Source organism: Gilliamella sp. M0364, assembly GCF_016100565.1.
Taxonomy (GTDB): domain Bacteria; phylum Pseudomonadota; class Gammaproteobacteria; order Enterobacterales; family Orbaceae; genus Gilliamella; species Gilliamella apis.
Window position 1 is genome coordinate 109,927 of the sequence record NZ_JACFSF010000003.1, and the last position, 21,555, is coordinate 131,481.

Annotated in this window: 35 protein-coding genes; 1 reads left to right on the plus strand and 34 read right to left on the minus strand. The window is 38.1% G+C overall.

The window, feature by feature from the left end; all coding sequences use genetic code 11:
• Positions 1 to 33 precede the first annotated feature (33 nt).
• The 34 genes from rpsK to iscR form a co-directional block, all read right to left on the minus strand.
• Positions 34 to 423: a 30S ribosomal protein S11 gene (gene rpsK, locus H3U96_RS05860; RefSeq protein WP_025314405.1), complete on the minus strand. Its 390-nt coding sequence runs from the start codon at positions 421 to 423 to the stop codon at positions 34 to 36.
• Positions 424 to 438: 15 nt separating this feature from the next.
• Positions 439 to 795, minus strand: coding sequence for a 30S ribosomal protein S13 (gene rpsM / locus H3U96_RS05865; protein WP_034902358.1), 357 nt, complete (start codon positions 793 to 795; stop codon positions 439 to 441).
• 173 nt (positions 796 to 968) lie between these two features.
• Positions 969 to 1,082, minus strand: a complete 114-nt coding sequence (gene rpmJ / locus H3U96_RS05870; RefSeq protein ID WP_034884218.1) for a 50S ribosomal protein L36 — start codon at positions 1,080 to 1,082, stop codon at positions 969 to 971.
• Between the two features lie 26 nt (positions 1,083 to 1,108).
• The gene (secY, locus tag H3U96_RS05875; RefSeq protein WP_198192305.1) at positions 1,109 to 2,446 is read right to left on the minus strand and encodes a preprotein translocase subunit SecY; all 1,338 of its coding nucleotides are present in this window, start codon (positions 2,444 to 2,446) and stop codon (positions 1,109 to 1,111) included.
• 8 nt (positions 2,447 to 2,454) lie between these two features.
• Positions 2,455 to 2,889 (minus strand): 50S ribosomal protein L15, encoded by a 435-nt coding sequence (rplO, locus tag H3U96_RS05880; protein ID WP_034902361.1) that lies wholly within the window; start codon positions 2,887 to 2,889, stop codon positions 2,455 to 2,457.
• Between the two features lie 5 nt (positions 2,890 to 2,894).
• The gene (rpmD, locus tag H3U96_RS05885; RefSeq protein WP_025314400.1) at positions 2,895 to 3,074 is read right to left on the minus strand and encodes a 50S ribosomal protein L30; all 180 of its coding nucleotides are present in this window, start codon (positions 3,072 to 3,074) and stop codon (positions 2,895 to 2,897) included.
• A 6-nt stretch (positions 3,075 to 3,080) separates the two neighbouring features.
• On the minus strand, positions 3,081 to 3,581 hold the full coding sequence (gene rpsE / locus H3U96_RS05890; RefSeq protein ID WP_025314399.1) for a 30S ribosomal protein S5: 501 nt from the start codon (positions 3,579 to 3,581) through the stop codon (positions 3,081 to 3,083).
• Positions 3,582 to 3,595: 14 nt separating this feature from the next.
• On the minus strand, positions 3,596 to 3,949 hold the full coding sequence (rplR, locus tag H3U96_RS05895) for a 50S ribosomal protein L18 (protein ID WP_034902364.1): 354 nt from the start codon (positions 3,947 to 3,949) through the stop codon (positions 3,596 to 3,598).
• Between the two features lie 9 nt (positions 3,950 to 3,958).
• Positions 3,959 to 4,492 (minus strand): 50S ribosomal protein L6, encoded by a 534-nt coding sequence (gene rplF, locus H3U96_RS05900; RefSeq protein WP_034902367.1) that lies wholly within the window; start codon positions 4,490 to 4,492, stop codon positions 3,959 to 3,961.
• 11 nt (positions 4,493 to 4,503) lie between these two features.
• A complete protein-coding gene (gene rpsH / locus H3U96_RS05905) occupies positions 4,504 to 4,896 on the minus strand; it encodes a 30S ribosomal protein S8 (protein ID WP_034902370.1) in 393 nt (130 codons plus the stop codon).
• A 17-nt stretch (positions 4,897 to 4,913) separates the two neighbouring features.
• On the minus strand, positions 4,914 to 5,219 hold the full coding sequence (gene rpsN / locus H3U96_RS05910) for a 30S ribosomal protein S14 (RefSeq protein WP_025314395.1): 306 nt from the start codon (positions 5,217 to 5,219) through the stop codon (positions 4,914 to 4,916).
• Positions 5,220 to 5,230: 11 nt separating this feature from the next.
• Positions 5,231 to 5,770: a 50S ribosomal protein L5 gene (rplE, locus tag H3U96_RS05915; RefSeq protein WP_025314394.1), complete on the minus strand. Its 540-nt coding sequence runs from the start codon at positions 5,768 to 5,770 to the stop codon at positions 5,231 to 5,233.
• Between the two features lie 17 nt (positions 5,771 to 5,787).
• Positions 5,788 to 6,102, minus strand: coding sequence for a 50S ribosomal protein L24 (rplX, locus tag H3U96_RS05920; RefSeq protein WP_034884230.1), 315 nt, complete (start codon positions 6,100 to 6,102; stop codon positions 5,788 to 5,790).
• Between the two features lie 10 nt (positions 6,103 to 6,112).
• On the minus strand, positions 6,113 to 6,484 hold the full coding sequence (rplN, locus tag H3U96_RS05925; RefSeq protein ID WP_025314392.1) for a 50S ribosomal protein L14: 372 nt from the start codon (positions 6,482 to 6,484) through the stop codon (positions 6,113 to 6,115).
• A gap of 195 nt (positions 6,485 to 6,679) precedes the next feature.
• Positions 6,680 to 6,940, minus strand: a complete 261-nt coding sequence (gene rpsQ / locus H3U96_RS05930; protein WP_025314391.1) for a 30S ribosomal protein S17 — start codon at positions 6,938 to 6,940, stop codon at positions 6,680 to 6,682.
• 1 nt (position 6,941) lies between these two features.
• A complete protein-coding gene (gene rpmC, locus H3U96_RS05935; protein WP_034902373.1) occupies positions 6,942 to 7,133 on the minus strand; it encodes a 50S ribosomal protein L29 in 192 nt (63 codons plus the stop codon).
• A complete protein-coding gene (gene rplP / locus H3U96_RS05940) occupies positions 7,134 to 7,544 on the minus strand; it encodes a 50S ribosomal protein L16 (RefSeq protein ID WP_025314389.1) in 411 nt (136 codons plus the stop codon). It lies immediately after the preceding gene.
• Positions 7,545 to 7,556: 12 nt separating this feature from the next.
• Entirely contained in the window at positions 7,557 to 8,294 is a 738-nt protein-coding gene (gene rpsC, locus H3U96_RS05945; protein ID WP_034884234.1) for a 30S ribosomal protein S3, read from the minus strand.
• A gap of 14 nt (positions 8,295 to 8,308) precedes the next feature.
• Positions 8,309 to 8,641, minus strand: coding sequence for a 50S ribosomal protein L22 (rplV, locus tag H3U96_RS05950; protein WP_034884235.1), 333 nt, complete (start codon positions 8,639 to 8,641; stop codon positions 8,309 to 8,311).
• A gap of 13 nt (positions 8,642 to 8,654) precedes the next feature.
• Positions 8,655 to 8,933: a 30S ribosomal protein S19 gene (rpsS, locus tag H3U96_RS05955; RefSeq protein WP_024496505.1), complete on the minus strand. Its 279-nt coding sequence runs from the start codon at positions 8,931 to 8,933 to the stop codon at positions 8,655 to 8,657.
• Between the two features lie 19 nt (positions 8,934 to 8,952).
• Positions 8,953 to 9,777 (minus strand): 50S ribosomal protein L2, encoded by an 825-nt coding sequence (rplB, locus tag H3U96_RS05960; RefSeq protein WP_034902376.1) that lies wholly within the window; start codon positions 9,775 to 9,777, stop codon positions 8,953 to 8,955.
• Between the two features lie 18 nt (positions 9,778 to 9,795).
• Positions 9,796 to 10,098: a 50S ribosomal protein L23 gene (gene rplW, locus H3U96_RS05965; RefSeq protein ID WP_034885052.1), complete on the minus strand. Its 303-nt coding sequence runs from the start codon at positions 10,096 to 10,098 to the stop codon at positions 9,796 to 9,798.
• Positions 10,095 to 10,697 carry a 50S ribosomal protein L4 gene (gene rplD, locus H3U96_RS05970; RefSeq protein WP_034902381.1) on the minus strand — a complete coding sequence of 201 codons (603 nt, stop codon included), beginning with the start codon at positions 10,695 to 10,697 and terminating at the stop codon, positions 10,095 to 10,097. Before rplD ends, rplW begins: the two co-directional genes overlap by 4 nt.
• A 16-nt stretch (positions 10,698 to 10,713) precedes the next feature.
• Positions 10,714 to 11,340 carry a 50S ribosomal protein L3 gene (rplC, locus tag H3U96_RS05975; protein ID WP_034902384.1) on the minus strand — a complete coding sequence of 209 codons (627 nt, stop codon included), beginning with the start codon at positions 11,338 to 11,340 and terminating at the stop codon, positions 10,714 to 10,716.
• Between the two features lie 31 nt (positions 11,341 to 11,371).
• Positions 11,372 to 11,683: a 30S ribosomal protein S10 gene (gene rpsJ / locus H3U96_RS05980; protein WP_006120582.1), complete on the minus strand. Its 312-nt coding sequence runs from the start codon at positions 11,681 to 11,683 to the stop codon at positions 11,372 to 11,374.
• 357 nt (positions 11,684 to 12,040) lie between these two features.
• On the minus strand, positions 12,041 to 12,976 hold the full coding sequence (locus tag H3U96_RS05985) for a pseudouridine-5'-phosphate glycosidase (protein ID WP_034902387.1): 936 nt from the start codon (positions 12,974 to 12,976) through the stop codon (positions 12,041 to 12,043).
• Complete coding sequence (locus tag H3U96_RS05990) at positions 12,973 to 14,064, minus strand: PfkB family carbohydrate kinase (RefSeq protein ID WP_198195919.1); 1,092 nt, start codon at positions 14,062 to 14,064, stop codon at positions 12,973 to 12,975. Before H3U96_RS05990 ends, H3U96_RS05985 begins: the two co-directional genes overlap by 4 nt.
• A 167-nt stretch (positions 14,065 to 14,231) precedes the next feature.
• On the minus strand, positions 14,232 to 14,570 hold the full coding sequence (gene fdx / locus H3U96_RS05995) for an ISC system 2Fe-2S type ferredoxin (protein ID WP_065651347.1): 339 nt from the start codon (positions 14,568 to 14,570) through the stop codon (positions 14,232 to 14,234).
• A gap of 14 nt (positions 14,571 to 14,584) precedes the next feature.
• Positions 14,585 to 16,444 (minus strand): Fe-S protein assembly chaperone HscA, encoded by a 1,860-nt coding sequence (hscA, locus tag H3U96_RS06000; protein ID WP_065651348.1) that lies wholly within the window; start codon positions 16,442 to 16,444, stop codon positions 14,585 to 14,587.
• A 38-nt stretch (positions 16,445 to 16,482) separates the two neighbouring features.
• Positions 16,483 to 17,001 (minus strand): co-chaperone HscB, encoded by a 519-nt coding sequence (gene hscB / locus H3U96_RS06005; RefSeq protein ID WP_165596341.1) that lies wholly within the window; start codon positions 16,999 to 17,001, stop codon positions 16,483 to 16,485.
• A gap of 13 nt (positions 17,002 to 17,014) precedes the next feature.
• Entirely contained in the window at positions 17,015 to 17,338 is a 324-nt protein-coding gene (iscA, locus tag H3U96_RS06010) for an iron-sulfur cluster assembly protein IscA (RefSeq protein ID WP_034902400.1), read from the minus strand.
• Complete coding sequence (iscU, locus tag H3U96_RS06015) at positions 17,338 to 17,724, minus strand: Fe-S cluster assembly scaffold IscU (RefSeq protein WP_034884104.1); 387 nt, start codon at positions 17,722 to 17,724, stop codon at positions 17,338 to 17,340. The genes iscA and iscU overlap by 1 nt, the downstream gene beginning before the upstream one ends.
• 16 nt (positions 17,725 to 17,740) lie before the next feature.
• Positions 17,741 to 18,955, minus strand: coding sequence for an IscS subfamily cysteine desulfurase (locus H3U96_RS06020; protein WP_086353762.1), 1,215 nt, complete (start codon positions 18,953 to 18,955; stop codon positions 17,741 to 17,743).
• Positions 18,956 to 18,985: 30 nt separating this feature from the next.
• A complete protein-coding gene (iscR, locus tag H3U96_RS06025; RefSeq protein WP_034902406.1) occupies positions 18,986 to 19,441 on the minus strand; it encodes a Fe-S cluster assembly transcriptional regulator IscR in 456 nt (151 codons plus the stop codon).
• Positions 19,442 to 19,604: 163 nt separating this feature from the next.
• Between iscR and sltY the strand changes: the two genes are divergently transcribed.
• Complete coding sequence (gene sltY / locus H3U96_RS06030) at positions 19,605 to 21,545, plus strand: murein transglycosylase (protein WP_198195921.1); 1,941 nt, start codon at positions 19,605 to 19,607, stop codon at positions 21,543 to 21,545.
• The last annotated feature ends 10 nt before the right edge of the window (positions 21,546 to 21,555 follow it).

The window sequence follows — 21,555 nt, forward strand, 5'->3', positions numbered from 1 at the left end:
TAATCCTATAAACATTCAATGTTTAATAAAAAATTAAACACGACGTTTCTTTGGTGGACGACAACCGTTATGAGGAATCGGAGTAACATCAGTAATATTAGTGATGCGATAACCCGCTGCATTTAATGCACGAATTGTTGACTCACGACCAGGACCAGGTCCTTTAACCATAACTTCCAGATTCTTAATTCCGTAGTCTTTTACAGCTTCGGCACAACGTTCTGCTGCTACTTGAGCTGCAAAAGGAGTTGATTTACGAGAGCCGCGGAAACCAGAACCACCAGCGGTTGCCCAACCCAACGCATTACCTTGACGATCGGTAATTGTTACGATTGTATTGTTAAATGATGCATGAATATGAGCTATACCATCAGAAACTTGCTTTTTAACACGTTTACGTGTACGAACAGGTGTCTTTGCCATTTATTATCACCTCAATTATTTCTTGATTGGCTTACGCGGTCCCTTACGGGTACGAGCGTTAGTCTTAGTGCGTTGACCACGGACAGGAAGTCCACGACGATGACGCACTCCACGATAACAACCAAGGTCTAATAAACGCTTGATACTCATAGTTACTTCACGACGTAAGTCACCTTCAACAGTGAATTTAGCGACTTGTTCGCGTAACTGTTCAATCTGATCTTCAGATAGTTCTCTGATCTTAACATGTTCAGGAATACCCGCTTCAGCACAAATTGTCTTTGCACGAGTACTACCGATACCATAAATTGCTTGTAACGCAATAACAGTATGTTGTTGATCAGGAATGTTAATGCCTGCTATACGGGCCACTATGCACTCCTTTATTGTTAATGTTCAGTAGATCCACCATACTGAAAAGCCCGTTTTCAGGATACTCAAACGAAGGATCTACAAAAAATTTTTTTAGGCTGGCTATTCTAGCCAGCTTTACTATACTTTGGCAAGTAAAATATGCAAAAGTTCAACTTTACAGTTAAATAAAATTAACCTTGACGTTGTTTATGTTTACCTTCAATGCAAATAACACGAACGATGCCATTGCGTTTGATGATTTTACAATTTCTACATAATTTCTTGACTGAAGCACGAACTTTCATTTTTTTCTCCGTAACTTCTGGCTAACTTATCGGCCGTAGCCTTTAAGATTCGCTTTCTTTAACACTGACTCATAACGATTTGGCATCATTAAAGTCTGTACTTGTGCCATAAAATCCATGATTACAACAACTACAATTAATAATGATGTTCCACCAAATTGAACTGGAACTTTCATTGCGCTTGTCATAAACATTGGTACCAAACATACAAGAGTAATGTAAATAGCGCCGATTAGCGTTAAACGTGTCATTACTTTGTCAATATACTTCGATGTTTGTTCACCTGGACGGATACCTGGAATAAATGCACCTGATTTCTTTAATTGATCTGCTGTTTCTCTAGGATTGAAAACCAATGCTGTATAGAAGAAACAGAAGAAAATAATCGCAGCTGCAAAAAAGATTATGTATAACGGTTGATCATGAGAGAAGTATTGCCCAATAAGAACAAAGATATATCTCCATCCTTCACCATTTCCTTGGAACCAAGAAGCCATCATTGATGGTAACATAACAATTGTTGAAGCAAATATTGCAGGAATAACACCTGCCATATTAATCTTTAATGGTAAATGTGTACTTTGTGCAGCATACACACGACGGCCTTGCTGTCTTTGCGCGTAATTAACAACGATGCGTCGTTGACCACGTTCAACAAAAACGACAAAGTAAGTCACACCAACCACTAATGCTGCGACGACTAATAATAAAATCGGATGCAAATTACCAGAACGAGCTTGTTCAATTGTTTCATATATTGCATGAGGAAGACTTGCCACAATACCTGCAAAGATAATGATAGAAATACCATTACCTACACCGCGTTCCGTGATTTGCTCACCCAACCACATAAGAAACATAGTGCCAGTAACTAAGCTAATCGATGCAATAAAATAGAAAGAAAATCCTGGGTTAATCACTACATGACTATAACCAGGAATATTCGGTAAACCAGTCGCAATACCAGCTGCTTGTACAATTGCTAAAGCTAATGTGCCATAACGGGTGTACTGACTGATTTTTTTACGACCTGATTCACCTTCTTTCTTCAATTCTGCTAATTTAGGGTTAATTGCCGTTAATAACTGCACAATAATAGATGAAGAAATATAAGGCATTATCCCTAAAGCAAAAATTGAAGCACGGCTTAAAGCACCACCAGAGAACATATTGAACATACCAACAATACCATTAGATGATGATTGTAGTAAGTCCGATAACGCTTTAGTATCAATACCAGGAACCGGAACGTAAGAACCAAGACGGAAAACAATAAGCGCTAAAAGCACAAATAATAAACGTCTTTTAAGCTCACCACTACCGCCTCGTGTGCTTTGAAAATCTAATCCTGGTTGCTTTGCCATCTTTCTAATTATTCCTCAATTTTTCCGCCAGCAGCTTCAATTGCAGCTTTAGCACCTTTAGTTACTCGAATACCACGAACTGTTACTGGTTTAGTAACTTCTCCAGATAACATGATTTTTGCATATTCGATTTGTGAATTAATCACATTAGCAACTTTCAAGCTATTTAGGTCAACAATATCACCTTCAACTTTCATTAAATCAGAAAGACGAACTTGTGCTGTTACCATAGCTTTACGTGAGGTAAAACCAAATTTTGGTAAACGACGATATAAAGGCATTTGACCACCTTCGAAGCCACGACGAACGCCGCCTCCTGAACGTGATTTTTGACCTTTGATACCACGAGTACCAGTTTTACCTAGCCCTGAACCGATTCCTCGGCCCACGCGCTTAGATGCATGCTTTGAACCTTCAGCAGGAGATAAAGTATTTAAACGCATTACTATTACTCCTCAACTTTAACCATGTAATAAACTTGGTTTACCATACCGCGGATTGCTGGTGTATCTTCACGTTCAACAGTATGACCAATACGACGTAATCCTAAACCAACTAACGTTGCTTTATGCTTCGGTAGACGGCCAATAGAACTACGAGTTTGTGTAATTTTAATTGTCTTTGCCATGGCTAATTACCCCAAAATTTCTTCGACGGTTTTACCACGCTTAGCAGCAACCATTTCTGGAGATTTCATATTTTCTAAGCCATCAATAGTCGCACGAACCACGTTAATTGGGTTAGTAGAACCATATGCTTTAGCTAGAACGTTACGAACACCAGCAACTTCTAATACAGCACGCATTGCACCACCGGCGATAATACCAGTACCTTCTGATGCTGGTTGCATGTAAACACGAGAACCTGTATGAGCACCTTTAACTGGATGCTGTAAAGTATCGTTATTTAACGCAACGTTAATCATATTACGACGTGCTTTTTCCATTGCTTTTTGGATTGCTGCTGGCACTTCACGTGCTTTACCATATCCAAAACCAACGCGGCCATTACCGTCACCAACCACTGTTAGTGCAGAAAAACTAAAAATACGACCACCTTTTACGGTTTTAGAAACTCGGTTAACTGCGATTAGTTTTTCCTGCAGTTCACCAGCTTGTTTTTCGATGTTTGACATCTTTAACTCCTACCTTAGAACTGTAGGCCAGCTTCGCGAGCAGCATCTGCTAGCGCCTGAACTCGACCATGATATTGGAAACCTGAACGATCAAAAGAAACTTCTTTGATATCTTTCGCTAATGCGCGTTCTGCAATTGCTTTACCAACTGCTGCTGCTGCATCTTTGTTTCCAGTGTATTTTAAACTTTCACTGATAGCTTTTTCTAATGTTGAAGCCGCTGCCAGTACTTCTGATCCGTTTGGTGCGATAATCTGCGCATAAATATGACGCGGAGTACGGTGAACTACTAAGCGAGTTGCAAGTAGTTCTTGCATCTTACGACGCGCTTTAGTTGCACGACGGATACGAGCTGATTTCTTATCCATAGTGTTACCTTACTTTTTCTTAGCTTCTTTAGTACGCACAACTTCATCTGCGTAACGAACACCTTTACCTTTATAAGGTTCAGGACGACGATAAGCACGGATATCAGCAGCTACTTGTCCAATTAACTGTTTATCAGCACTTTTCAGAACGATTTCAGTTTGCGAAGGACATTCAGCTGTTACACCTGCAGGTAATTGGTGATCAATTGGATGTGAATAACCAAGAGATAAGCCAATTGTATTACCTTTAACTTGTGCACGATAACCGACACCAACTAGCTGAAGTTTTTTAGTAAAACCTTCAGTAACACCAATAACCATTGCATTAATCAATGCACGAGCAGTACCTGCTTGCGCCCAAGCGTCAGCAAAACCGTCACGAGGCGCAAATGTAATCTGGCCTTCTGCTTGATTAATAACAACTGCATTATTTATTGTACGAGATAACTCGCCATTTTTACCTTTAATCGTAATTACCTGACCATTGAGTTTTACCTCTACGCCAGCAGGAACAACGACAGGTGCTTTTGCAACACGAGACATTTTTTTCTCCCTTACGCTACGTAGCAGATAATTTCACCACCAAGACCTGCTTGGCGTGCTGCACGATCAGTCATAACACCTTTAGAAGTAGAAACAACTGCAATACCTAATCCAGCCATTACTTTTGGTAATTCATCTTTACGTTTATAAATACGTAAACCTGGACGGCTAACACGTTTAATACTTTCTACTACAGCCTTACCTTGGAAATATTTTAAAGTGATTTCCAATTCTGGTTTAGTGTCACCAACTACTTTATAGTCCCCGATATAACCTTCTTCTTTTAGCACATTGGCAATTGCCACTTTTAGCTTAGAGGAAGGCATGGTGACTGCAACTTTATTCGCAGCTTGACCGTTACGAATGCGGGTCAACATATCTGCTATAGGATCTTGCATGCTCATCTATAACACTCCCCTGATTACCAACTTGCCTTTTTAAGACCAGGAATCTCACCACGCATGGCTGATTCACGAACCTTAATACGGCTTAAACCAAACTTACGAAGGACGCCATGAGGACGACCGGTTTGACGACAACGACGACGTTGACGTGATGGACTAGAATCACGAGGAAGCGTTTGCAATTTAAGCACTGCATTCCAACGATCTTCATCTGATGCATTAAGATCAGAGATAATCGCTTTTAATTCTTGACGCTTTGCAAAATATTTTTCTGCTAGCTTTACGCGTTTCTTATCGCGTTCAATCATTGATTGTTTAGCCATTATGCCCTACCTTACTTACGAAATGGGAAGTTAAAGGCAGATAATAAAGCTCGGCCTTCTTCATCAGATTGTGCTGTTGTTGTGATAGTGATATCTAAACCACGAACACGATCAACTTTATCATAATCGATTTCAGGGAAAACGATTTGTTCACGAACACCCATGCTATAGTTACCACGGCCATCGAAAGATTTTGCGCTTAAACCACGAAAATCTCGAGTACGAGGAAGAGCAATATAAACTAGACGTTCAAAAAATTCCCACATACGTTCGCCACGTAAAGTGACTTTACAACCAATAGGATACCCTTGACGGATTTTAAAACCAGCAACTGATTTGCGTGCTTTAGTGACTAGTGGTTTTTGACCACTGATTGCTGCTAAATCTGCAACCGCATTATCTAATAATTTCTTATCAGTAATTGCTTCACCCACACCCATATTCAAGGTGATCTTTTCGATCCGAGGGACTTGCATGACAGATTTGTAGCCAAACTGTTCTTGCAGTTTATTTACTACCTGTGCTTTGTAGTAATCATGCAGTTTCGCCATCGTACACTCCAAATTACTTAATTGATTAATTTATTAGTAGACTTATAAAAACGGACTTTTTTACCGTCTTCAAAACGAAAGCCTACGCGATCTGCTTTGCCTGTATCTTGGTTAAAAATTGCTACGTTAGAAACGTTAATTGGCGCTTCTTTCTCAACAATTCCACCTTCTTGATTTAATGCAGGTACTGGTTTTTGGTGTTTTTTCACCAAATTGATACCTTCAACAATCACTTTACCAGTAGACAAAACACTTTTTACTTTACCGCGTTTACCTTTATCTTTACCGGCTAACACGATAACTTCATCTTCTCGACGGATTTTAGCTGCCATTACCCGCTCCTTACAGTACTTCTGGTGCTAATGAAATGATCTTCATAAACTTCTCAGAACGAAGTTCACGAGTGACCGGTCCAAAAATACGCGTACCAATCGGTTGCTCACTGTTATTATTTAAAATAACACAAGCATTGCGATCGAAACGAATGACAGATCCATCAGGACGACGAACACCTTTTCGAGTGCGCACCACCACAGCTTTAAGTACATCACCTTTTTTAACTTTACCACGTGGAATAGCTTCTTTAATGGTAACTTTGATGATATCACCTACCGCTGCATAACGACGATGCGATCCACCGAGAACCTTGATACACATTACGCTACGTGCGCCAGAGTTATCAGCAACATCGAGCCTAGTCTGTTCTTGGATCATTTTAATGCTCCGTATAAATTAATTATTGTCTAATCTACCTTCATCCACCTCAACTACCATGGATAAGAATAGACAACCAAAAACCCACTTACGTGAGGGCGCATAGTATAACACCACTCAAATAAAATGGATAGCATAAAATAAACGGCCGGTGAGCCGTTTATTATATTATGTACAGTTTTTAATCAAATTTGATTAGCTAACTGCTTTTTCAACGATTCGAACAAGAGTCCAAGATTTGGTTTTTGATAATGGACGACACTCTTTAATTTCTACAGTATCACCAATACCACACTCGTTGTTTTCATCATGTACATGCAATTTAGTCGTACGTTTAATGAACTTACCATATAACGGATGCTTCACTTTACGTTCAATAGCTACAGTAATAGATTTATCCATTTTGTCGCTAATAACACGACCTTGCTGAGTACGAATTTTTACTTCAGTAGTCATATTACGCACCCGCCTTCTCAGTTAATAACGTTTTAACTCGTGCAATATTACGACGCACTTGTTTTAACATATGAGTTTGTGTTAACTGTCCTCCAGCTAATTGCATACGTAAGTTAAATTGCTCACGTAATAAATTAAGAAGTTCAGTATTTAACTCTTCAACGCTTTTTTCGCGTAGCTCTTTTGCTTTCATTTACATCACCGTCTTAATCACAAAGGTGGTTTTAATTGGCAGTTTTGCAGCTGCCAACGCAAATGCTTCACGAGCAACTTCTTCCGGTACACCGTCCATTTCATAAAGGACTTTACCTGGTTGAATCTGAGCAACCCAGTATTCAACGTTACCCTTACCTTTACCCATACGCACTTCAAGTGGTTTTTCAGTAATTGGTTTATCAGGGAAAACTCGAATCCAGATTTTACCTTGACGCTTAACTGCACGAGTCATTGCACGACGTGCTGCTTCGATCTGGCGCGCAGTCAAACGACCACGACCCACAGCCTTAAGACCGAATGTACCGAAACTTACATCAGTACTCACAGCAAGACCACGATTGCGGCCCTTGTGCACTTTACGGAATTTTGTACGCTTTGGTTGTAACATCAGCGACGCTCCTTATTGTTTTCGGCCTTTGCGCTGCTTTTTCGGTTGAGCAGCAGGTTGTTTTTCTGCTTGTTCAACGGCAGCCATACCACCAAGGATCTCACCTTTGAAGATCCACACTTTAACACCAATAATACCATAGGTTGTCAATGCTTCTGATAAACCATAGTCGATGTCCGCTCTTAATGTATGTAATGGTACGCGACCTTCACGATACCACTCACTACGAGCAATTTCAGCGCCGCCTAAACGACCACTTACTTCAACTTTGATACCTTTAGCACCCGCCTTCATTGCATTTTGAACCGCACGTTTCATTGCACGACGGAACATAACACGGCGTTCTAACTGAGAGGTAATACTGTCAGCAACTAATTTAGCATCTAGTTCTGGTTTACGAACTTCAGCAATATTAATTTGTACTGCAACATCACGTTTCTCTTTTTTGTCTTTGTATTTATTGACAATAGAAGCTACGGCATTACGTAATTTTTCAACGTCCTCACCTTTTTTACCAATCACAATACCTGGACGAGCAGTGTGAATAGTAATGCGAACGTTAGTTTCTGCTGAACGATCGATAACAATTTTAGAGATTGATGCTTGTGCTAATTCTTTATTTAAGAATTCACGCACTCTAAAATCACTTTCTAAATTATCAGCGAATGTCTTTGTACCCGAATACCATGTAGATGTCCAAGGCTTGACGATGCCTAATCGGATACCATTTGGATTTACTTTTTGACCCATTGCTATTCTCCAGCCTAGCGATCTGAGACGATCACGGTGATGTGACTCGTACGCTTCAAAATTCGATCTGCACGACCTTTCGCACGAGGCATAATACGCTTCATGGTTGGGCCTTCGTCTACGAAAATTTTCGCAACTTTCAGATCATCAATATCAGCACCATCGTTATGCTCTGCATTAGCAATAGCAGACTCTAATACTTTTTTAACAAGTACAGCCGCTTTTTTATTGGTGTACGTTAAAATATCAAGTGCCTGAGACACTTTTTTACCGCGAACAAGATCTGCAACTAAGCGAACTTTTTGTGCAGAAGAACGAGCGTGGCGGTACTTTGCAATTGTTTCCATCTCTTTCTCCTACTTATTTCTTCTTAGCTTTCTTATCCGCAGCGTGGCCGCGATAAGTACGAGTCGGCGCGAATTCACCCAATTTATGACCAACCATTTCGTCGGAAACATAAACTGGAACGTGCTGACGACCATTATGGACAGCGATGGTCAATCCGATCATGTTAGGAAAGATCGTTGAACGACGGGACCAAGTACGAATTGGTTTCTTGTCCCCGCTTTCCACCGCTTTCTCTACCTTCTTCAGCAAGTGTAGGTCAATAAAAGGACCCTTCTTGAGAGAACGTGGCATAGCTAATCCTCTATATTAATTATTTCTTATTGCGACGGCGAACAATATACTTATCAGTACGTTTGTTGCTGCGCGTTTTCAATCCTTTGGCTTTTTGACCCCATGGAGACACAGGATGTTTACCAAAGTTACGACCTTCACCACCACCATGTGGATGGTCTACCGGGTTCATTGCTGTACCACGAACAGTAGGACGAACACCACGCCAACGCGTTGCACCCGCTTTACCTAGTACGCGAAGCATATGTTCTGAGTTACCCACTTCACCAATAGTGGCGCGGCAATCAGATAATACTTTACGCATTTCACCTGAACGTAGACGTAATGTTACATAAGCACCATCACGCGCAACGATTTGAACATAGCTACCAGCTGAGCGAGCAAGTTGTCCGCCTTTACCTGGTTTCATTTCAATATTATGCACGGTAGAACCTACTGGAATATTGCGCATTGGTAAACAGTTACCTGTTTTAATCGCTGCATCAACACCAGATTGGATCTGATCACCTGCTTTTAAGCCTTTAGGCGCTAAAATATAACGACGTTCACCGTCTTTATATAGAACCAATGCAATATTTGCACTACGGTTCGGATCATATTCCAAACGTTCAACAACTGCTGGAATACCATCTTTATTACGCTTAAAGTCGACAATACGATAATGTTGTTTATGACCACCACCGATATGACGGGTAGTGATACGACCATTATTATTGCGACCACCAGTTTTGCTTTTTGTATCAAGCAACGGTGCATAAGGCTTACCTTTATGCAACTCTGGGTTAACCACTTTAACAACGTGGCGACGACCCGGAGATGTAGGTTTACACTTAACAACTGCCATTGTTCTTACTCCTCCGAATTACTCAGCGACGCCAGCAAGGTCTAAATTTTGACCTTCTGCTAAAGTAACGTAAGCTTTTTTCCAGTCGCTACGGCGACCGATTTGTTGACCACGACGTTTTACTTTGCCTTTAACAACAAGAGTATTAACGTCATCTACTTTGACTTCAAATAGTTGTTCAACTGCGGCTTTAATCTCTCTCTTAGTAGCATCTTTAGCAACTTTCAATACTAATGTATTTGTTTTTTCCATTGAAATAGATGCTTTTTCAGAAACATGTGGTGCTCGCAGGACTTTAAGCAGACGCTCTTCACGAATCATGCTAACATCTCCTCTACTTGTTTAACGGCATCAACAGTGATAACCACTTTGTCAAATGCAATCAAACTAACTGGATCAATACCTGCCACATCACGCACATCAACTTTATATAAGTTACGTGCTGCTAAGAAAAGATTTTCATCAACTTCAGAGGTAATGATTAGAACATCTTTTAGGTTCATATCATTTAATTTCTGAGTTAATAATTTAGTCTTAGGTGCTTCAACAGTAAATGTTTCAACCACGATTAAACGTTCTTGACGCACTAATTCAGAGAAAATACTCTTTAATGCACCACGATACATTTTACGGTTAACTTTTTGGCTATGATCTTGTGGTTTTGCTGCAAATGTTACACCACCACTACGCCAGATTGGGCTCTTAATAGAACCTGAACGAGCACGACCTGTGCCTTTTTGACGCCATGGTTTTTTGCCTGAACCAGCGATTTCTGCACGAGTTTTTTGTGCGCGAGAGCCTTGACGAGCAGCAGATGCATAAGCAACAACTACTTGGTGAACTAACGCTTCATTAAACTCACGTCCGAAGGTAGTTTCGGAAACAGAAAGCGCTTGCGCGTCTTTTACTACTAATTCCATCTCTATCTCCTCGACGTTAAGCCTTGATTGCCGGTTTAACAATTACGTCACTATTGATCGCGCCTGGTACTGCACCTTTAATTAATAAAAGGTTACGTTCAGCATCAACACGTACAATATCTAAGTTTTGAACAGTTACACGTTCATTACCTAAGTGACCTGCCATTTTACGACCTTTGAACACTTTACCTGGAGTTTGGTTTTGACCAATAGAGCCATGACCACGGTGTGCCAAAGAGTTACCATGAGTAGCATCTTGAGTGCGGAAATTCCAACGTTTAGTTACGCCAGCGAAACCTTTACCTTTAGATGTACCAGTAACATCAACTTTTTTAACGTCTGTGAAAATATCAACGTTAATGCTTTGACCTACAGTATATTCGCCTTCTTCAAAACGGAATTCCCATAGACCACGACCAGCTTCAACGCCAGCCTTAGCGAAATGACCTGCTTCAGGTTTATTTACGCGGCTTGCTTTTTTGCTGCCAGTAGTAACCTGAATAGCTTGATAACCGTCATTTTCAAGTGTTTTAACTTGAGTAACGCGGTTGCTTTGAACTTCAACTACGGTGACAGGAATAGAAACACCCTCTTCGGTGAAGATTCGTGTCATTCCTACTTTACGACCGATTAAACCAATCATTGTTTCGACCTCTCAATCATTCAGCTTAGGATTAACCTAAACTGATCTGCACATCAACACCGGCAGCAAGATCTAGACGCATTAAAGCATCAACTGTTTTTTCAGTTGGCTCTACAATATCAACTAGACGTTTATGAGTGCGAATCTCATATTGATCACGCGCATCTTTATTAACGTGCGGAGAAATCAATACTGTGAAACGCTCTTTGCGTGTCGGTAATGGAATAGGACCACGAACTTGTGCGCCAGTGCGCTTCGCAGTTTCTACAATTTCAGCAGTTGATTGATCAATCAAACGATGATCAAACGCTTTTAACCGGATACGGATTCTTTGGTTCGACATGAGACCAGAGCTCCACTATTTAAAAGTTATAACAAAAGATTACTCCTCTTGCCCTGTTTCGATTGACAGGAGAGTGTAATCCGTTCTTTTCGTAATCCCCAAATCGGAGATATTGTTGATATAATTCAATATTTTGACATAAAGACTATATCTTTTTACGCATTTGTTTATTGAAAAATCAGCAAACAAAGTGCGACAATTATACGGGATTTATTGGCTAATGCAAGGAGTAATTATAAAAACTTGTATATAATTATCTAATTGATTAGCTAATAATGAAACAGTAATCATAGTGATGCTGTTCCATTATTCAAAAGCAGTTTAGATTACAAAATACAATCTTTATTTGCATTAAATTTATTTACTATTGCAATAACTCATCGCAATTTCAGAAGCTAATTTTGCATTATTAAAGACAAGGTTGATATTTGCTTCTAAACTATCACCACCAGTTAATTCCACCACTTTTGCCAATAAAAATGGGGTAGTTTCTTTACCTTTAATGCCTTGTTCAACTGATTCTTTTAAGGCTTTTTCAATTGCTGCTGAAATTAACTCTTCATCCATTGCATATTGTGTTGGAATAGGATTAGCAACCACAACCCCACCATTTAAGCCTAAATCCCATTTTACTTTAATCATTTCAGCTATTTGTTTGGCACTATCTAGTTTAACACTAACATCAAATGGGCTAGTTCGACTAAAGAATGACGGTAGTTTTTCAGTTTGATAACCAACCACAGGAACGCCAAATGTTTCTAGATATTCCATAGTTAAACCTAAATCTAAAATTGATTTAGCACCAGCACAAACAACGGCAACACTAGTATTGGCAAGTTCTTGAAGATCGGCAGAAATATCAAATGTATGTTCTGCCCCACGATGAACACCACCTAATCCACCGGTTGCAAATACACGTATACCGGCTAATTCAGCGATAATCATGGTTGCCGCGACGGTAGTTGCACCATTTTGTTTATTAGCTACAACTACTGGTAAATCTCGACGACTCACTTTAGTTACATTTAATCCTTCTTTACCAAGAATTGTTATCTCTTCTTTTGACAAACCAGCTTTTAAACGACCATTAATTACCGCAATAGTGGCAGGTATTGCGCCATTTTGTCTGACAATTTCTTCTACTTTTAATGCAGTTTCAACATTTTGTGGATATGGCATACCATGTGAAATAATGGTAGATTCTAATGCCACAACCGGTTGATTATTTTCAAGAGCTTGTTTAACTTCAGGCGAAATATCAAGATATTGATTATATTTAGACACATTGTTCATGAAAGGGACTCCAAAATATTTTGAACACAATTAATTGATAAATTAGGATTATTAGTAAATTCAGATGATAATGTTAATGCCGAACAAGCTTGACCAAATCTCACACTTTGATAAAAACTCAGTCCATTCAAGTAACCTTGAACAAGCCCTGCCAGCATGGCATCACCAGCACCAGTAACGCTGACAATATCAGTTGGAATGGATGCAGACCAACCACGATCACCATTGATTTCGCTATAATAAACACCATCAGCCCCAGCGCTAATTGCAATTCGTTGCACGCCTTGTTGATGGAACCAGTCAACCACTTTAGGAATATCGTCATTAGTTTCGATTTTTATTCCACTTAAAATTTCGGCTTCTAGTCGGTTAGGTTTTAAAGTATGAATATATGACAACCAAGCTTTAATCTTATGAGATTTAAATGCAGATACAGTATCAACAAAAATAGGCACTTCCCCAGCATTATTAAACAGCCATGTTAATGCTTCTTGTTGCAAATTACAGTCGATAATCAGTAATTTAGCATGCTGAATTAACTGCTTAGATTCATTTAATAAACTTGGTGTTAGTTTGTTAATAATATCCATATCATTAATAGCTATCACCATTTCTCCTGATTGATCAAGCAGAGAGAGGTAAGTTGAAGTACTATCGCCTTTTATCACATGGCAATGCTCCATATTAACACCGGCTTTTCGGGTATGTTCAATAAGCTGGGCACCATAGAAATCATCGCCAATCATTGAAATAAGATGGGTATCAAGTCCTAAAAGCGCCAAATTTTCAGCAATATTTCGCCCCACACCGCCAGGCGTACAACGAATCTTACCAGGATTAGAATCTTGATAAACTAACTTTTCATCTGAATATCCGGTCACATCCATGTTACAAGAACCCACGACAACCACATGATTATTTTCAGACAAAAGATAACCTTTTCCTTTTATATAACCTTTTTGAGTCAAAGTCATAATGTAACCAGCTACACTAGAACGGGTAATGCCTAACATTTTAGCAATCACTTGTTGTTGGATGAAGGGATCTTTGCGAATAATCGTAAGTATCTGCTTTTCTCTTTGATTCATAAACACCTGTCTATTTTTAAGCATATGTTTAGTCTGTGACTATAGCAGAATCATTATCAAGTTGAAAGCAACTAAGTCAATTAGGTAAATAAAATGAGATAATTATCACAAGTAAAAATTTGAGGAAAGGTGTTTTTACAGAAGGATGTCGCCATAAAGGCGACTAATTAATGATCTTCTTTGGCGTGATTAAGGCTATATCTTGGAATTTCGACTTCAAGATCTTCATCGGCTACTCGAGCTTGGCAACTTAAACGACTATGAGGCTCGACACCCCAAGCTTTATCTAGCATATCATCCTCTTGTTCATCACTTTCTTCAAGTGAATCAAATCCTTTTCGGACAATACAGTGACAAGTTGAACAAGCACAAGACATTTCACAAGCATGCTCTATTTCGATGTCATTGCGCAAAGCAACTTCTAAAATGGATTCGCCTTCTTCTGCCTCAACAGTTTTTCCTTCAGGGCAAATATCGGCATTTGGTAAAAAGGTAATTTTTGGCATAATAATCTCATTGGTTAAATATCATCAACGCTATGCCCGGTTAAGGCATCACGTATTGATCTATTCATACGTTTAGCAGCAAAGGTTTGTGTTGCGTTATCAACAATCTTTATTTGCTGCTCAATCAAAGAACAATCATCAGATTCCGTTGCTTGTTGTAATTGTTGCTTAGCATTCAAGATAAGATTAAGTTCCTCTTCATCTAATAAATCAGCATCTTTATCTAGTGCAGATTGTAATGTTTCAAGTACTCTGGCTGCCTCTACTTTCTGTTCGGCAAGCTTTCTTAGTTGTTTATCTTGATTTGCATAATTGATTGAATCTTGAATCATGCTAGCAATTTCGTTTTCTGACAGTCCATAAGAAGGCTTAACTTGAATCGCCGCCTCAATCCCTGTCGATTTTTCCATTGCAGTGACACTCAATAAACCATCAGCATCGACTTGAAAGGTAACTCGAATATGCGCACCACCTGCTGGCATAGGAGGGATCCCTCGCAAAGTAAATTTTGCTAACGAACGGCAATCGGCAACACTTTCTCGTTCACCTTGCAAAACATGAATCATCATCGCCGTTTGACCATCTTTAAATGTGGTAAACTCTTGTGCACGAGCGCATGGAATTGTACTATTACGAGGAATAATTTTTTCAACTAATTCCCCCATAGTTTCAATCCCTAAAGATAAAGGAATAACATCCAGCAATAACATGTCTGAATCAGGTTTATTGCCAACCAGTATATCCGCCTGTATTGCGGCACCAATGGCAACAACTTTATCTGGATCAATCGACGTTAATGGTTCTGTTTTGAAATAGTGACCTACCAATTGTCTTACTAATGGCACTCGAGTTGAGCCACCGACCATCACAACTTCACTAACTTCATCAAAATCAATTTGCGCATCTTTCAATGCACGGCGACAAACTGCCAATGTTCGTTTAACTAAAGGTTCAATTAAGTCTTCAAATTGTTTACGAGTTATTGTTAAAGACTGCCCTTCTATATTCACTAAAGCAGAATCTTGCTGGCTTAATATAATTTTAATTTTAACTGCTTCATCGATAATTTTTTGGTTTATATATGGGTCAGAATTGTTATTTAAACCTAACTGTACTTTTAAATAATCAGCAAGTAATCGGTCAAAATCATCACCGCCAAGTGCTGAATCTCCTCCGGTTGCTAAAACTTCAAATACACCTTTATGTAGACGTAAAATAGAGATATCAAATGTACCACCACCTAAATCATAAACAGCAATAACACCTTCTTTACCTGAATCTAAGCCATAAGCAATAGCAGCAGCAGTAGGTTCATTCAGTAATCTTAAAACATGTAATCCAGCTAATTTAGCCGCATCCTTAGTTGCTTGTCTTTGCGCATCATCAAAATAAGCTGGTACTGTTATTACTGCACCATCAATCTCACCATCTAAGCTTTGTTTAGCTCGATCGGCCAAAGCAATCAAAATTTCAGCTGAAACTTGTACTGGATTAACTTGTTGATTAGGTAAATTTAATAAAGGAACACCATTATCAGTTTGTGAAAAAGTATAGGGAAAGCGTGAACTATCAATATCAGTTAAGCTTCTTCCCATTAAGCGTTTTATTGAACTAACCGTATTCAATGGATCATTGGCTGCATTAGTTTTAGCATTTTTACCGACAGTAATAATAGTATTATCATCATGGTCAAGGCCATAATACACAACAGATGGTAATAATGCATTACCATCTAAATCTGGCAAAACTTCTGCTTGCCCACTACGAACTGTTGCGACTAAAGAATTAGTTGTCCCTAGATCTATGCCAATAGCTAATCGACGTTGATGAGGTTCTGGTGTTTGTCCCGGTTCACTGATCTGTAATAATACCATTTGATCTATCTCTAATTGATGTGTTACTTAATCTTAAATTATAGAGCAAATTGCTTTTCTTGTAACTTTTCGATCTGTTCAATCAATCTAGCTAGATAACGGATTTTATAGATTTGATTAACTGCGCTTTGCCAATCTTGTTGGGATATATGTTGCAATAGCTGATGATAGACTTGTTTTTTTCGTTGCGAAATTTCCGAATGAAAATCATCTAACAGATCAATATTATTTTGATTTTCAATATCATCTAATTTTTCACGCAAACTAAATTGTTCCATTAAAAAATCGGCATCATGAATAATATTTTGCTCTGTTGCAACATCAAAACCTTGCAATGATAAAAAGTATTCAGCCGCTTTTATCGGATTTTTTAGGGTCTGATAACCATCATTGATCATTGCCGACTTTTGAATAATCGCCACTTTTTCATTATCTGTTGCCTGAGCAAAATTATCAGGATGATATTGGCGTTGCAACTGTTGATAGTTAGCCGTTAACTGACCATTATCAATAGGTAATTGAATTGGTAATTGAAATAATTCAAAGTAATTAATCACAATTCATGTCCCATTAAACATTAAAGCTTTCGCCACAACCACATTCATTGCTAGCGTTAGGGTTATTGAATTTAAAGCCTTCATTTAGACCTTCTTTAACAAAATCAAGTTCTGTTCCATCAAGATAAACTAAACTTTTTTTGTCAATGATCACTTTGACATCTTTATCTTCAAAAACACTATCATCATCATTAATGATATCAGCAAATTCTATTACATAAGCCATTCCCGAACAGCCAGAAGTTTTAACGCCTAACCGAAGCCCAACCCCTTTACCTCTGTTAGCTAAAAAGGCCTGAACTCGATTTGCTGCGCTATTAGTTAATGTGATTGCCATTAACGTTGTCCTTTTTTGGTTTTATAATCATCAATTGCTGCTTTAATGGCGTCTTCCGCTAAAATTGAACAGTGAATTTTAACTGGAGGCAAAGCTAGTTCTTTCGCTATATCAGTATTTTTTATTGCTTCAGCTTCATCTAATGATTTACCTTTAATCCATTCAGTCACTAATGAGCTTGAGGCAATTGCACTACCGCAACCATAAGTTTTAAATTTGGCATCTTCAATAATACCATCATCATTAACTTTGATTTGTAACCGCATTACATCGCCACATGCTGGTGCTCCAACCATACCACTACCAACATTTGGATCATTTTGATCAAAAGAACCTACATTGCGTGGATTTTCATAATGATCGACGACTTTTTCACTATATGCCATAATTTACTCCTAATTTTTAATGGGCTGACCACTTAATTTTTGTTAAATCAACACCATCTTTAAACATTTCCCAAAGTGGAGAAAGATCTCTTAATTTACCGATAGAATCTTTAATTAACTTAATTACATAATCTACTTCTTCTTCGGTACTAAATCGACCAAATGAAAATCTTATTGAACTATGGGCAAGTTCATCATTAAGTCCTAGTGCTCGTAATACATAAGACGGCTCTAAACTTGCAGAAGTACATGCTGAACCAGATGATACTGCTAAATCTTTTAGCGCCATCATGAGTGATTCACCTTCAATATAAGCAAAGCTAACATTTAAAATATTAGCCACACCATGCTCTAATGAACCATTAAGATAAACTTCATCAATATCTTTTAATCCATTCCATAAACGAGTTTTTAGAGCTAAAAGACGTGGTATTTCTGTTGTCATCTCTTCTTTTGCTATACGGTACGCTTCACCCATACCCACAATTTGGTGTACCGGTAAAGTACCAGAACGCATACCGCGTTCATGTCCACCACCATGCATTTGGGCTTCAATACGTACTCGTGGTTTACGTCTAACATAAAGTCCACCAATGCCTTTAGGCCCATAGATTTTATGACCAGAGAACGACATAAGATCGACTTTTAATTTAGTTAGGTCAATCGGTAATTTACCAACACTTTGGGTTGCATCAACATGAAATACAATGCCTCTTTCACGGCACATTTCGCCGATTTTTTCGATATCCTGAATAACACCAGTTTCATTATTAACATGCATAATTGACACAACAGTTGTGTCACTACGCATCGCTGCAGCCAGTTTATCAAGATCAAGAATACCATTTGATTCTGGTGCTAAATAAGTCACTTCATAACCTTCTCGTTCTAATTGACGACAAGTATCAAGCACTGCTTTATGTTCCGTTTTACAGGTAATAATGTGCTTACCTTTAGCATGATTAAAATGCGCCGCACCTTTAATGGCTAAGTTATCGGCTTCTGTCGCGCCTGAAGTAAATACAATTTCACGTGAATCGGCACCAATTAAGTCAGCAATTTGATTTCGTGCAATATCAACGGCTTCTTCAGCTTGCCAACCAAATTTATGTGAACGAGAAGCGGGGTTACCAAAAACACCATCGGGTGTTAAATACTGCATCATTTTTTCAGCTACTCTAGGATCTACAGGCGTTGTTGCTGCATAATCCATATAAATAGGTAATTTCATTAATTACTCCCAATTACAAATTCTGTATTTTTAATTAATTCTGTTTTGATGAAGATGACTTTGTCGATTAAAGACGGCTTTCACTTCTTGATTATTAACCAATTCGCTTAAAGTAATGCTGGTCAAAAAATCATTGATTCGCTCACTCAAGTCATTCCATAAACTATGGGTAAGGCATCTTACACCATTTTGACATCCGGTATTACCGTGGCATTTAGTCGCATGAACAGTTTCATCAACAGCTTTTACAATTGAGCTAATCGCAATTTGCTCCATACTACGGCCGAGTACATAACCACCACCAGGACCTCTAACACTTGAAACTAAACCATTTTTACGCAATCGTGAAAACAGTTGTTCTAAATAAGATAGTGAGATTTCCTGACGTTCTGAAATATCAGCAAGTGATACAGGGCCTGATTCTGAATGCAGTGCTACATCTAACATAGCTGTCACTGCATATCGCCCTTTTGATGTCAATTTCATTAATCATTCCCCTATATTTAATAGTAAATATTTTATATATCCATTACTTTTAGTCAAGTATTTAGTTGACTATTTTAGTGGGAATTAAGTTATCAGTTCTTCATCGACGAAATATACGGGAATATGCTAATCTAATAAACTAATTTGATACAGGAGTTTAAGAATGAATTTAGTAATACGCTGGTGTTTAATATTAAGCATACTTTGGGCTAAAAGTGTGTTTGCGGAGCCTACTTTGAATGATTTGCGACAAAATTACCAAAAGTGGCAAAACACTTATCAATCATTAACTTTTGATGAACAACAGACATTACTAAAACAATTAAAAAACTATCCACTATACCCTTATGCTGCTGTGCAATTTTTTCAAAACAACATTAAAACAGTATCAACACAAGCTGTGAGTGATTTTGCAAAAAAATATCATGATTTCCCATTAACATCGTCATTAACTCAGGCTTATATAACTGAGCTGGCTAACCGTCAAGACTGGAATGCAATTATCACCTTTCCTATAGATAATTCCATTGCCTCTAATTGCCGATATCAGTATGCAAAATTACAACAACATCAAGATAAAGCGGTATTCGATAATGTTGAATCGCTATGGTTAACAGGTAAAGAATTGCCTTCGGCTTGTGATCCTTTATTAGATGCATGGTCAAAAAGTGGTAAACGCACAGCAAATATTATTTTATTACGCATAGAACTAGCTTTAGAAAACAACAATTTAAAATTAGCTCGCCATTTAACCAACTTACTAGATGATAACTATCAAACAACCAAAAATCATTTATTAGCTATTTTTGATAATCCTCGAAAAATTGAAGATTTTTCAAAAAATATTAAAACGAGTACCTTCACCCAAAAAATTGTTTTAGCATCTTATCCTCGGTTAGTTAAAGCTGACAAAAAAATGGCTGCGGTATTATTACCACAACTAATAAAAAAACAGAATTTCACTGATGATGAGCAAATTAAATTACAACAAAGCTTAGCCAATAGTTATTTTAGTGATTCAGCAACCCCAGAACAGATCAAATGGCGAGATAATTATATTAGCAAAAGTCACGACTCAACTTTAGTTGAAAAACGTATTCGCATGGCTATTGATGCTAATAATTACAAAGATATTGCACATTGGCTAAAACAACTAACTTCAGAAGATCAATTAAAAGAAGAGTGGCAATACTGGCACGCTCGAGTATTACTCAATAACAATAAAACCAACGAAGCAAAACATATCTTAAAAAGTTTAACTAATAAACGTGGTTTTTATGGCATGGTAAGTGCACAAGCTCTTAATCAACCATATATTATTAATAATTTATCGAAAAAGATCCCGACTGCAGAAGTCAATGCACTTAAAGCCAAGTATGACCAGCAACCATTTGCCATTAGAATTAAAGAATTAAGATTATTAGGTATGTTAGCGGAGTCAAAACAAGAATGGCGATATGTACTTAAAAACCAAACAGCAGAAAATGAATATTTAGATTTAGCTAAATACGCTTATCAGAAAGGTTGGGGAGAACTAAGTATTCAAGCAACAATATCAGGTAAATTATGGGATAATTGGACTGAACGCTTACCTATCATGTATAAAAACTTATATAATGATGCCTTGAAAGATAAAGCGATTCCATTATCTTATGCTTTAGCAATAACTCGGCAAGAAAGTGCATTTGATACCACGATACAATCTCCAGTTGGAGCCAGTGGTTTAATGCAGTTAATGCCTGCAACAGCTAAGGAAACAGCCAAAAAAGTCAGTAATATTACCTATTACTCACCAAACCAACTGTTTGAACCGACAACGAATATACAGTTAGGTACTTATTTTTTAAATAGTGTTTATTTACAAAATGATAACAATCGTATTTTATCCTCGGCGGCATATAATGCTGGTCCTGGCCGAGTAAAAAAATGGTTGAATAATAGTAATGGAAAACTTGATGCTATCGCATTTATTGAAAGTATTCCCTTTAATGAAACTCGAAATTATGTCAAAAGTGTATTAGTTTATGATTATATTTACCAATATATTTTAGGAAATCAACACCCTCATATACTGACAACAAACGAATTTAATAGACAATATTAATGGTGCATTA